This is a genomic window from Verrucosispora sp. ts21, from assembly GCF_002879555.1.
GTDB classification, from domain to species: domain Bacteria; phylum Actinomycetota; class Actinomycetes; order Mycobacteriales; family Micromonosporaceae; genus Micromonospora; species Micromonospora gifhornensis.
The window spans coordinates 85,295-96,854 of the sequence record NZ_PNOZ01000002.1; the positions used below are offsets into that span (position 1 = coordinate 85,295).

12 protein-coding genes are annotated in these 11,560 nt (G+C 72.6%); 5 read left to right on the top strand and 7 right to left on the bottom strand.

The features are described 5' to 3' along the window. Positions 1-22 precede the first annotated feature (22 nt). The 3 genes from C1A38_RS01110 to C1A38_RS01120 all read right to left on the bottom strand — a co-directional run bounded on the left by C1A38_RS01110 (position 23) and on the right by C1A38_RS01120 (position 3,120). Complete coding sequence (locus C1A38_RS01110) at positions 23-1,072, bottom strand: type III polyketide synthase (RefSeq protein ID WP_102655956.1); 1,050 nt, start codon at positions 1,070-1,072, stop codon at positions 23-25. A gap of 34 nt (positions 1,073-1,106) precedes the next feature. After that, the gene (locus C1A38_RS01115) at positions 1,107-2,273 is read right to left on the bottom strand and encodes an acyl-CoA dehydrogenase family protein (RefSeq protein WP_102655957.1); all 1,167 of its coding nucleotides are present in this window, start codon (positions 2,271-2,273) and stop codon (positions 1,107-1,109) included. A gap of 109 nt (positions 2,274-2,382) precedes the next feature. After that, positions 2,383-3,120 carry a methyltransferase domain-containing protein gene (locus C1A38_RS01120; RefSeq protein ID WP_102655958.1) on the bottom strand — a complete coding sequence of 246 codons (738 nt, stop codon included), beginning with the start codon at positions 3,118-3,120 and terminating at the stop codon, positions 2,383-2,385. On the opposite strand from C1A38_RS01120, the gene C1A38_RS01125 reads away from it, so the two are divergent. From C1A38_RS01125 to disA, 4 genes are all read left to right on the top strand, one after another. Next, entirely contained in the window at positions 3,119-4,006 is an 888-nt protein-coding gene (locus C1A38_RS01125) for a UbiA family prenyltransferase (RefSeq protein ID WP_377680383.1), read from the top strand. The two genes, C1A38_RS01120 and C1A38_RS01125, sit on opposite strands and share 2 nt — an antisense overlap. A gap of 140 nt (positions 4,007-4,146) precedes the next feature. After that, positions 4,147-4,857 (top strand): hypothetical protein, encoded by a 711-nt coding sequence (locus tag C1A38_RS01130; RefSeq protein ID WP_102655960.1) that lies wholly within the window; start codon positions 4,147-4,149, stop codon positions 4,855-4,857. A gap of 103 nt (positions 4,858-4,960) precedes the next feature. Then, a complete protein-coding gene (radA, locus tag C1A38_RS01135) occupies positions 4,961-6,430 on the top strand; it encodes a DNA repair protein RadA (RefSeq protein WP_199180037.1) in 1,470 nt (489 codons plus the stop codon). A 107-nt stretch (positions 6,431-6,537) separates the two neighbouring features. Next, positions 6,538-7,716 carry a DNA integrity scanning diadenylate cyclase DisA gene (gene disA / locus C1A38_RS01140; protein ID WP_102655961.1) on the top strand — a complete coding sequence of 393 codons (1,179 nt, stop codon included), beginning with the start codon at positions 6,538-6,540 and terminating at the stop codon, positions 7,714-7,716. A gap of 7 nt (positions 7,717-7,723) precedes the next feature. Here disA and C1A38_RS01145 read toward each other — a convergent pair whose 3' ends face one another. The 3 genes from C1A38_RS01145 to C1A38_RS01155 all read right to left on the bottom strand — a co-directional run bounded on the left by C1A38_RS01145 (position 7,724) and on the right by C1A38_RS01155 (position 9,684). Further along, entirely contained in the window at positions 7,724-8,452 is a 729-nt protein-coding gene (locus tag C1A38_RS01145) for a hypothetical protein (protein WP_102655962.1), read from the bottom strand. A 135-nt stretch (positions 8,453-8,587) separates the two neighbouring features. Continuing rightward, on the bottom strand, positions 8,588-9,148 hold the full coding sequence (locus C1A38_RS01150; protein WP_102656023.1) for a peptide deformylase: 561 nt from the start codon (positions 9,146-9,148) through the stop codon (positions 8,588-8,590). 23 nt (positions 9,149-9,171) lie between these two features. After that, a complete protein-coding gene (locus tag C1A38_RS01155; protein ID WP_102655963.1) occupies positions 9,172-9,684 on the bottom strand; it encodes a glycine cleavage system transcriptional repressor in 513 nt (170 codons plus the stop codon). A 97-nt stretch (positions 9,685-9,781) separates the two neighbouring features. Here C1A38_RS01155 and C1A38_RS01160 point away from each other — a divergent pair, with 97 nt between their 5' ends. After that, positions 9,782-10,684 carry an iron-sulfur binding domain-containing protein gene (locus tag C1A38_RS01160; RefSeq protein WP_102655964.1) on the top strand — a complete coding sequence of 301 codons (903 nt, stop codon included), beginning with the start codon at positions 9,782-9,784 and terminating at the stop codon, positions 10,682-10,684. Between the two features lie 112 nt (positions 10,685-10,796). Here the strand turns inward: C1A38_RS01160 and C1A38_RS01165 are convergent, their stop codons facing one another. Then, positions 10,797-11,447, bottom strand: a complete 651-nt coding sequence (locus tag C1A38_RS01165) for a C39 family peptidase (RefSeq protein ID WP_102655965.1) — start codon at positions 11,445-11,447, stop codon at positions 10,797-10,799. Positions 11,448-11,560 lie beyond the last annotated feature (113 nt).

Sequence of the window (11,560 nt, forward strand, 5' to 3'; positions counted from 1 at the left end):
AGGGTAGCCGCCGCCGAGCCGCTCAGGCCTGACGTTCCAGCAACGCTGCGTAAAGGGTCAACCCGGGTCCAAAGGCGAGCATCACCACTCGACGTGGCGACGGCGCGTACCGCAACAGCCGGTCGAGAATCAGCAGCACGGTGGGAGACGAGCAGTTGCCGTGCTCGGCAAGGGTCTGCCGAGAGGCGGTCAGCGCGGCAGGGGCCAGGGCCAACTCCTGCTCGACCACGTTGAGGATGCGCGGTCCCCCCGGGTGTACGGCCCAGCCGTCGACGTCGGACAGGCTGCTGCCGTGACTGGTCAACAACTCGTCGACCAGACCCCGGACGTGGGCCGAGAGCACCTGCGGCACCTTGGGGGACAGCCCCATCCGGAAGCCGGTATCGGTCACGTCCCAGGTCATGTGATCGGCGGTGGACGAGTCGGTGACCGAGGTGACCGCGCGTACGGCGTACCCACGGCCGCCGGGAACCACCACGGCGGCGACGGCGGCATCCGAGAAGAGCGCGTGCGAGATGATCTGCTGGGTGTCCACCCTCGCCGACGACGGTTGCAGATGCAGGCTGGTCAGCTCGGCACAGAGCAGCAGCGCCGGCCGTCCCCGCGCGGTCACGAAGTCACTCGCCGCGCCCAGCCCGGGCAACGCCGCGTAGCAACCCATGTGACCCACGAACATCCGCTGGGTCGACGGGGCCATGCCCAGGTCCCGGGCGAGCAGGATGTCCAGCCCCGGCGTGGCGTACCCGGTGCAGGAACAGACGACGAACAGCCCGATGTCACCGGCCGCCAGCCCGGCGGCGGTCAACGCCCGGCCCACCGCCTCCTTACCCAGCGGCAGTGCCTCGACCTGGTATCGGCGCATCCGCCGCTCGGTCGGCCAGTCGGAGACGTCCTCGATCAACGGGTTGACCGCGGCCTGTCGCCGGTCGACCCCCGAGTTCGCGAAGATCCGCTCGGCGAGCGCTCGGGTGCTGCCGGAGTAGTGCCGGGAGAAGAACCGCTCCCACAACTCGTCCTGGTCCGCCGACGGCGGCGAAGCCGTGCCCAGGCCCGCGATCACCGGTACCGACACGGCTTCACCCTCCTTCTGGTCGGACCTACCACCCTCACCAACGAGGGGCCGAGCCCTCACGGTCCGGGTCACCACCGAGGGCGGCGACACCGAGCCAGTCGGCGCAGACGTCAGAGGTGGCCGGATGCAGCGACCCGCACCGGGCGTCCCGGTAGAGGCGCTCCAACGGGTGGCCACGTCGGGTGGCGGAGGTGCCCGCCGCCTCCAGCACGGATGCCGCCACGTCGGCGGCGGTCGTACCGGCCAGCAGCTTGGCCCGCCACACCCACCGGTTGGTCTCCGCGTCACCGGGTGCCTCGTCGACCCGGCGGGCCGCCTCGGCCACCGTCAGCTGTGCCGCCGCCACTGCGGCGTCGGCCCGACCGAGGCGGGCGCGTACCGCCGGCAGGCCGGCGAGGTTGCGAGCGTTGAGGTGCTCCGCCGCCGCGTCGATCGCCGCCCGGGCCACCCCGACGTAGACGGCGGCGTAGCTGGCCACCAGCCAGTGCGGCATGAGCTGGGCGACCACCAGGGCCAGCCCCTCCACCCCGCCGAGCAGCCGATCTGTCGGCACCGTGACGTCCAGGTGCAGGTCGTGCGAGGCGGTGGCCCGCATGCCGAGGGAATCCCAGGTCGGTTCGACGGTGAGACCCTCCCCCGCCGGAACCAGGAACTGCGAGACGATCGACGGGTCGGTCGCGCTGCGGGCGGCCACCAGGTAGCCGTCGGCGTGACCGGCACCGGAACAGAACGTCTTGCTGCCCTTGATCCGCCAGCCGCCGTCGACCGGCTCGTATACCGTGCTGAGCTGGGACAGTCGGGCGCCGGCGCCGCGTTCGCTCATCGCGACGGCGTACCACGCCCCGTCGGCCGCCGCCCGCAGCAACCGGTCCCGGGCGGCAAGCGCCTCCTTCGGTACGCCGAGCGCCTCGGCCAGTTCCTCGGTGACCGCCCCCAGCGCGCCGGTGACCGAGGCGTGCATGTTGAACACCAGTGCCGTCGCGCCGTTGCCGCGGGCCAGCTCGGTGGCGACGGCTGCGTACTCGGCGAAGGTGGCGCCCGCACCACCGAGCTCGGCGGGGACCATCAACCCGAACAGTCCGGCCGCGCGCAGATCGGCGAAGTCGTCGGCCGGGAACGAACCGGCCTGGTCATGCTCGGCGGCCCGCGCCGCCAACCGGGGCGCCAACCGGCGAGCCGCGGCCGCGGCCGCTTCACCCATGCCGGCGCTCCGCATCGACGCGGGTCACCGCGCCCCGCCGACCACCCACCCGATGACGCTCGTTCATGGAACCCTCCTCGCCCATCCCCATACCCCCCGTCGAGTTCCGCTATCCGTCGCGTACCCCGTGGCCCTGGTAGAGCACGGCGGCCGAGGCCGTCGGCACGATGCGCGGCACCTGGTCCGGCGGCGTCCCGATGCCACGAGCCCGGCGGAGCAACCAGCGCAGCAGGCCGGGCACGGCCGGGCGGACGCCACGCACCCGCAGATCCACCCCGTGTCGGGCGCACTCGGCGACCAACTCACGATCGTCCACGAACAACCGTGGGTCGTGGATGCCACGCGGCACGGTGGGCAGCCGTTCGGCGATCCGGACCGCGACCAGCCGGCTCAGGGCCGTGTCGTTGAGCGTGTCGAGCACGAGCAGGCCGCCCGGTCGCAGCAACCGGCACGCCTGCGCGACCGCGGCGCGCCAGTCCGGGACGTGTTCGAGCAGTTCGCCGGCGGCGACCACGTCGGCACAGCCGTCGGCGAGCGGCACCGCCGTGGCGTCACCGTTGACCACGGTGACGCCGTGGTCGGCCGCCTGGATCAGCGCCGAGCGGGTCAGGTCCACCCCGACGTGCCGGTAACCCTTGCCGACCAGGTGCGGGGCGAGCAGGCCGGCACCGCAACCGAGGTCGACCAGGAGCGCACCCGGACGTGCCGCCGGAGGCACCAGGGCCGCCCGGGCCTGGGCGAGCCAGTGCAGCATGGCGAAGGCGCCGTCCGGCCGCCACCATTCCCCGGCCAGGTCGTCGTACTGGCGCGGATCGTTGCGGGGCAGGCTCAGGCCGGCATCACGCATGACATCGAGCGTGGCACGACTGACGGGTAACGACCAGACTTCCGTTATGTCGTCGACGGTGTTAGGGCTGGTCAGGGCGAGCCATCCGGAGCCGACGGCGGCAGTCACCACAGTGGCCGCCCTGCTCGCCGCCGGCACCGGTCACCAGCCCCACGGCATCGCCACGGTGGCGATCACCGTGGCGGCCAGTCAGTTCGCCGTCGGCTGGACCAACGACCTGGTCGACGCCGACCGGGACGCGTTGGTCGGCCGGGCCGACAAACCGGTCGCCGCCGGGCTGGTCAGCCGCCGACTGGTGGCGGTGGCCGCGACGCTGGCCGCCATCACCACCGTGGCGCTGGCGCTGACCACGAACCCGGTGGCCGCGCTCTGGGCCACCATCGGGCTGGTCTCGGCCCTGCTCTACGACTGGCCGCTGAAGTCGACGGCGATCTCGGTGCTGCCGTACGCGATCTCCTTCGGCGCGTTGCCCGCCTTCGTGGTCCTGGCCCTGCCCGGCGCACCCGCCCCGCCCTTCTGGCTGGTCGCCGCCGCTGCCCTGCTCGGCGCGGGCGCACACTTCGCCAACGTGCTGCCCGACTTCGCCGACGACGCCCGGACGGGAGTACGCGGGCTGCCACACCGGCTGGGCCCGGCGGGTAGCCGGTTGGCGGCCGTCGGGCTGCTGGTCGCGGCGACCGGCACGCTTGTGCTCGGACCGCCCGGCCCGCCGTCGGGCGTGGGCCTCGCAACAGTCGCCGCCGCCCTGATGATCACCGCAAGCGCCTGGTACGCCGGTCGCAGCGCCGAACGAGCCGGCGTCCGCCCGGTGGCCGCCTTCCGGGCGATGATGTTGGTAGCTCTGATCGATGTCGTGCTGCTGGTCACGAGTGGTCGGCTGGTCTGAGCCTCACCCGGGCAGGTGGCAGCACCGGGTCGGCGTGCGGCCCACGATCAGCTCCAACTACCCTGGAGCGCGGTCTGCGCGGGCATGGCCAGCGGGTCCGGCGGGTTAGCCGGGTAGTGATCGTGACGAGGAGGACCGACGTGACGCGCTCGATCAGGGGATCCCGGCGAGCTGCCGTACTGCTGCCCGGAATCGCGGCGGCAGCGGCGCTGCTGCTGTCCGGGTGCGGCGCCGGCCAGATCTCCGAGACGGCCAACAAGGTGCCGTCGGTCCAGGGCGTCAACCTCCAGGGCGCCGAGGGCAAGTACGGCGTGCAAGGCGTCCTGGTCGCGTACCCGGGCGTCGAGGGCTACCAGGCCGGCGACAACGCTGTGCTGAACGCGGTCTTCTACAACGACACGCACAACCCGATCACCGTAACGGTCACCTCGCCGGACGCCCGCGAGGTCGTGCTCACCACGGTCCGTGCGGCGACCAGCCCGTCGCCCACCGCGAGCCCGTCGCCGACCGGCTCCCCCTCACCGACCGGCTCGCCCTCGCCCGACGACTCCCCCTCGCCCGACGACTCGCCGTCGCCGGATCCGACCTCGTCGCCGGACAGCCAGCCGGCCCGGATCGAGATCCCGCCGCTGAGCTACGTGCAGCTGAACACCGAGGGTGACCGGGTGCTGCAGCTCATCGGGCTGAACGGGGCCGTGCTCGCGGGCCAGAACATCACAGTCGAATTCGACTTCGGTGGCGGCGACCAGATCACCAGCCCGGCCCCGGTGGCCGTGCCGCTCACCCCGCCGCCGCCGCCCTCGCCCATCATCGAGCGGCACACCGAGTTCGAGGGCGAAGGCGGCCACTGACCCACCGGGCGGCAGGTCCCGCCCGACCGAATTCCGGCGCCGCCGGCGTGGTGACCCCATGCCGGCGGCGCCGTCGTCGTACCCGGGGGTTAGCGTCGCTGGGGTGAGCATCTCCCGATCGACTCCGGCCCGAGGCGCCGCCGGTGGGCGCGGCACCACCGGTGGGCGCGGCAAGGCCTCCGCCCGCGAGCCCCGGCCCGCGTACGAGTGCGACGCCTGCGGCCACCAGCCACCGAAGTGGGTGGGACGCTGCCCCGAATGCGGCGAATGGGGTTCGGTGGTCGAGTGCACGATCACCGGTCCCACCGTCTCGGGACGGGTGGTCAGCTCCCGGATGCCCGCCGAGCCGGCCCGGCCGATCGCCACCATCAGCGCGGCACCGGCCCGGGCCCGGCCCACCGGCGTCAGCGAGCTCGACCGGGTGCTCGGCGGCGGGCTGGTGCCGGGGGCGGTGGTGCTGCTCGCCGGTGAGCCCGGTGTCGGCAAGTCGACCCTGCTGCTCGACGTGGCCCAGCAGTGGGCGGCCGGCGCGGGCAGCCCGTCGCTGGTGGTCAGCGGCGAGGAGTCGGTCAGCCAGGTGCGGCTGCGGGCCGAGCGGATGGGCACCCTGCACGACCAGCTCTACCTGGCCGCCGAGAGCGACCTGGCGGCGGTGCTCGGTCACCTCGACGCCGTCAAGCCCGGCCTGCTGGTGCTCGACTCGGTGCAGACCATCTCCACCACCGGCACCGAGGGGGTGCCCGGCGGGGTCACCCAGGTGCGGGCGGTCACCGCCGCGCTGGTCTCGGTCGCCAAGGAACGCGGAATCGCCACCGTGCTGGTCGGCCACGTCACCAAGGACGGCCAGGTGGCCGGCCCTCGGGTGCTGGAGCACCTGGTCGACGTGGTGCTGCACTTCGAGGGCGACAAGCACTCGTCGCTGCGGATGGTGCGCGGGGTCAAGAACCGTTTCGGCGCGGCCGACGAGGTGGGCTGCTTCGAGATGCACGAGGGCGGCATCAGCAGCCTCGCCGACCCGTCCGGGCTGTTCCTCACCCGCTACGCCGAGCCGGTGCCGGGCACCTGCGTGACGGTGGCGATGGAGGGGCGGCGGGCCCTGGTCACCGAGGTGCAGGCGCTGATCGGTGCCACGGTGGCCGGCTCCCCCCGGCGTACCGTCTCGGGTCTGGACTCGGCCCGTCTGGCGATGGTGCTCGCGGTGCTGCAGCGCCGCACCGAGCGACTCACCCTGCACGACCGGGAGGTCTTCGCGGCCACCGTCGGGGGCATCCGGGTGGTGGAGCCGGCGGCAGACCTGGCGGTCGCGCTCGCCGTCGCCTCCGGCGGCCTCAACCTGGCCATCGCACCCCACCTCGTGGCGATCGGCGAGGTCGGTCTGACCGGTGAGGTACGCCGGGTCGGCGCGGTGCCCCGCCGGCTGACCGAGGCGGCCCGACTCGGCTTCCGGCTGGCCCTGGTGCCACCGGGCTGCGGGCCGACCAGCACCGGTGCCGGTCCCGACCAGATGCGGGTGATCGAGGTCGACAACGTCCGTTCGGCGCTTCAGGCGGCAGCCCGGGCATCGGCGGAATGAAAGCCACGTCCCGGGTGATTCCGCCCGGCCCGGACGGAGGGACGGATCGTGACACATCACAGTAACCACAGGAGCACCCACCGCACGGCAGTCCGTAGACTGTGCCCGTGCCAGTCGACCGCGATACCACCAAGCCTGCCGGCGCGACGCCCCACGCCCGCACCGGCGCCGTGGGCTCGCCCGCCCGTCCGATCAGCATCAGCGTGACCGGGGGTGGCAGCGCCGGCGATCCGCTGCGCGCCAATCTGGCCCTGATGGCACCCGGCACCGCACTGCGCGACGGTCTGGAACGCATCCTGCGCGGGCGGACGGGCGCCCTGATCGTGCTCGGCTACGACAAGGTGGTCGAAGGGCTGTGCACCGGCGGTTTCCCGCTCGACGTCGAGTTCTCCGCCACCCGGGTCCGCGAGCTGTGCAAGATGGATGGCGCGGTGGTGCTGTCCAGTGACGGCACCCGGATCGTCCGCGCCGCGGTGCACCTGATGCCCGATCCGACCATCCCGACTGAGGAGTCCGGCACCCGGCACCGCACCGCCGAGCGGGTCGCCCGGCAGACCGGCTACCCGGTGATCTCGGTCAGCCAGTCGATGCGGATCATCAGCCTCTACGTCAACGGGCAACGGCACGTGCTCGACGACTCGGCGGCGATCCTGTCCCGGGCCAACCAGGCGCTGGCCACCCTGGAGCGTTACAAGCTCCGGCTGGACGAGGTCTCCGGCACGCTCTCGGCGCTGGAGATCGAGGACCTGGTCACCGTGCGTGACGCGGTAGCCGTGGTGCAGCGGCTGGAGATGGTCCGCCGGATCGCCGACGAGATCGCCGGCTACGTGGTGGAGCTGGGCACCGACGGCCGGTTGCTCGCCCTCCAGCTCGACGAGTTGATGGCCGGGGTGGACGCCGACCGCACGCTTGTCATCCGGGACTACCTGCCGACCGGTCGGAAGCCCCGCACGCTCGACGAGGCCCTGGTCGAGCTGGACCTGCTCACCGCCACCGAGCTGATCGATCTGGTCTCGGTCGCCAAGGCCATCGGCTACCCGGCCGCCTCCGACGCGCTGGACGCGGCGGTCAGCCCTCGCGGTTTCCGGCTGCTGGCCAAGGTGCCCCGGCTGCCGGTGGCCGTGGTGGACCGGCTGGTGCTGCACTTCGGCAGTCTCCAGCGGCTGCTCGGTGCCACCGTGGAGGATCTGCAGGCCGTCGAGGGCGTCGGCGACGCCCGGGCCCGAGGCGTACGCGAGGGCCTGTCCCGGCTCGCCGAGGCGTCCATCCTGGAGCGGTACGTCTGACGCTCGCTCAGTCGGTGAGGACGAGCTTGACCGGCTGGCTCAGCTTGGTACCCACCCGAGCGAAGACCTCGTACGTCCCGGCGGGCGGGGTTTCGCCGCTCGCCAGCCCGTTGGCGCACCGGCTGCTGTCCTTGCCGTTCCAGCCCACCTGGTACGAGCGCTCGAAGCCCGAGGTGAAGGACTGCACGTCCGACCCGGCGGCGGTGCCGCAGGTGTCCGACGACCAGACCACCTCGGCACCGGACTTGATGTAGATCTCCTGGGCGGTCGCACCGACATCCCGACTGCACGTTCGGTCGGCCCGGTTGCGGACCTTCAGGTGCAGGTCCACCGAGGCACCCCGGACCACCTTCGCAGGCAGCGCCACAGCGGTCACCGAGAGTTCCGCGTCCGTGCAGGTGCCCTCGTCGGCCACGGGTGCGACGGCCGGCGGATTGTTTGTCAGGCTCGACCCGGGCCCGGGGGTCTCGGTCGGTGTGGCCGGACCGGCACCGGCGTCACCCGACGACGACGACGGCGGCGGCGAACCGGTCTGGGGCGTCAGCACCGAGGTAGTGGGCTCCGGCGTGCCGGAGACGCCCGGATCGGGCTGGTCGCCCCCGGTCGCATCGTTGCCGCCACGCGGGCCGTTGCACGAGTAGAGCAGCACAATCAGGAAAAGCAGGACCGCGCCGAGCACGACGGCGCGACGCCGCCAGTACACGGCGGGAGGCAGGGGGCCGACCGTCAGACGCATGATGCCCCCACCGTAGCGGCGTCGTGCAGAACGGACGGTAACGACGCGCCGAGGCAGACCGGAGCCATCGGAACCCATCCTCCACTGTCGACAGACCCGACCAGGGTCGTCACTCTTCGTACCGGCGCGGCCGGTTCAGAGATAGACCTTGCGCTGATAGATCGCGTGTGCGCCGGCCACCCGGTCCAGGAAGAGCAGCCCGGCGCAGTGGTCGATCTCGTGTTGCAGGGCGCGCGCCTCGAAACCGTCCGTCACCAGGCGGACCTGCTCACCGCTGCCGGGCAACGCCCCCTCGACAACGAGCCGGCTGGCGCGCTTGACGTCCCCGGTGAGATCGGGAACCGACATGCACCCCTCCCGGCCCGCCTTCCATCGGGTCGCCTCGACCACTCGGGCGTTGCAGAGCACGAACGTGCCGTGCACGGTGACCGCCTTGGCGTGCCCCGTCACGTCCACCGCGAACACCTGCGCGCCCACACCCACCTGCGGCGCGGCCAGACCCACGCAGCCCGGCGACACCCGCATCGTGGCGACCAGGTCGGCAGCCAGCCGTACGGTCTCCTCCGCGGTCGGGTCGACCGGCGCACCGGCCCGGCTGAGCACCGGGTGCGGCGCGGAGACCACAGGCAACACCTGACCCGGGCCGAGCAGCTCCGGTGTCCAGTCACCGAGGCCCGTCGGTGACTGTGGGTCCAGATCCGGCCCGCCCACCTGCCCGCTCACAGCAGATCCGGGTCGGCGGGACGGAGAGTGACTTCCACGCCCAGGCCGGCGGCGACCTCCGCCAGCTGACCCGGAAGCGTGTCGGTGACATCGGCCGGCAGATCGACCTCGGCGACGACCACGTAGAGCGATCCCACCAGCCGGGTGCTCAGGTCGGTGACGTTGCCGCCGGCCACGGTCACGGCGCGGGTCATCGCGGCCACGATGCCCATCCGGTCCGCGCCGTGCACCGACATGACATAGCGCTCACCGGTGGGCGTGGTCTCCCCGTCCGGCCGCACCTGTCGTACGGTCGCCAGCAGCTGGCCGTCGGCGGTCAGCGGGCCCAGGGCGTCCTCGACCTCCGCGGCCGACGGACCGACGCAGATGAGGGTCATCGCGAAGTGCCCCCGTAGCCGGGTCATCGTGCTGTCGGTGAGGTTGGCCCCGAGCCGAGCGAGCACCTCGGCGACGTCGGCCACGATGCCGGGCCGGTCCCGGCCGATGACGGTGATCGCGAGCTCGTTCATCCGGGCATTCTCCCCGATCGTCGGTCGCCACTGGCCACGGCCCGCCCGGAGGTGTCCAATCGGCGGAACCGGAGCGCGTGACATCATCAGCGACGCGATGACGGAACCGACATTCGCCGGACTGGTGAGCCGGTGGTACGAGCACAACGCCCGGGACCTGCCCTGGCGCAAACCCGACGTCAGCCCGTGGGCGATCCTGGTCAGCGAGGTGATGCTCCAGCAGACCCCGGTGGTGCGGGTGCTGCCCGCCTGGCAGGCGTGGCTGGACCGCTGGCCCACACCGGCCGCCCTGGCACAGGACAGTCCGGCCGAGGCGATCCGCATGTGGGGACGGCTCGGCTATCCGCGTCGTGCGGTCCGGCTGCGCGACTGCGCGGTGGCGATCGTGGAGCGGCACGGCGGCGCGGTGCCGGACCGGTTGGAGCAGTTGCTCGCCCTGCCCGGCGTCGGCACGTACACGGCCCGGGCAGTGGCTGCCTTCGCGTACGGTCAGCGACACCCGGTGGTCGACACCAACGTACGCCGGGTGGTCTGCCGCGCGGTGGCCGGCGAGCCGGACGCCGGCCCGGCGACCCGCCCCGCCGACCTGGTCGCCACCGAGGAACTGCTGCCCGTCGAGCTGGCTGCCGCCGCCCTGGCCAGCGCCGCGATCATGGAGCTGGGGGCGGTGATCTGCACCGCCCGGTCACCCCGCTGCCCGGCCTGCCCGGTGGAGTCGATCTGCGCCTGGCGCGCCTCTGGCCAGGTCGCCCCGGCCGGGCCGACCCGACGACCGCAGCGGTACGCGGGCACCGACCGCCAGGTACGCGGCCTGCTGCTCGGGGTGCTGCGGGAGGCGACCGGCCCGGTGCCGCACCAACGCCTGGACCAGGTCTGGGACGACGACGTGCAACGGGCTCGGGCGCTGGCCGGCCTGGTCACCGACGGCCTGGTCGAGCCGGTCGGCGAGGCGTCCTTCCGCCTGATCGGCGACGGCCCACCGGCACCCGTGCCCGGCTGAGCCCGGCTCCGACGCGTCAGGGCCGGCCTCCATCCGGAGGCCGGCCCTGAGAGTGTCTGGCCGATCCGGCTGCCAGCCGATCAGGCGGTCGACAGGTCAGGTGGCTGACGGGTCAGGCGGAGTAGCCGCGGGTGGCGACCCAGTCGGCCAATGCCTCGATGTCGATCCAGTACTCGGCCTTCGCCGGGTCGGCGGAGTCAGCGATCTTCGCCTGGGCACCGCCGTCCCGGTAACCGGTCACCGAGACGTAGTGCCCGCCCTCGAAGGAGTGCGTCCCGCCGTCAAGGTCGAACGCCGTGCCGGCGACGTTTGCCACCACACTGCGACCCTCGTCCACCGCGCGGACGATGTCGGCGCGCAACCGATCGGTCTCGGCACCGTCAGCGGCCCGGCCGGGGATCTCCACCGTGCGGTAGACGTCCTTACCGACCCGCTCGTTGAGCGCCTTGGTGATGTCGTACGCGGAGTCGGTGCCACGCTCGGTGGTACCCATCTCTCGGGCCAACTCGTCCTGCGGGACGTCCTTGTCCATGGCCGTCAGCGCGTTGCGCACCGCGGCCGGGCCACAGTAGTAGTAGTTGGGCTGCGCCTGATAGCGCACGTTGAGCTGCCGCTCACCCTTGGCGTGGCCGCGGTCGGCGACCGGCTGGCTGGAGTTCGGGGAAGCGGCGACTGCGCCGGTCGGACCGGCGACCACTCCACCAGCGACAACGGCACCGGCGACGGTCAGGGCGGCCTTGTAGATCAGAGTCGTCATGGTCATCGCCTTCCATCTCGGGGATCGACACGACACCCCGGAAAAGGGGAGGGGTGCGAATCGCGTCGGAGGGAAGTAGCAGCATGCCTCGGCGTCATTCGGCAAGGCGGCTGTCGGAC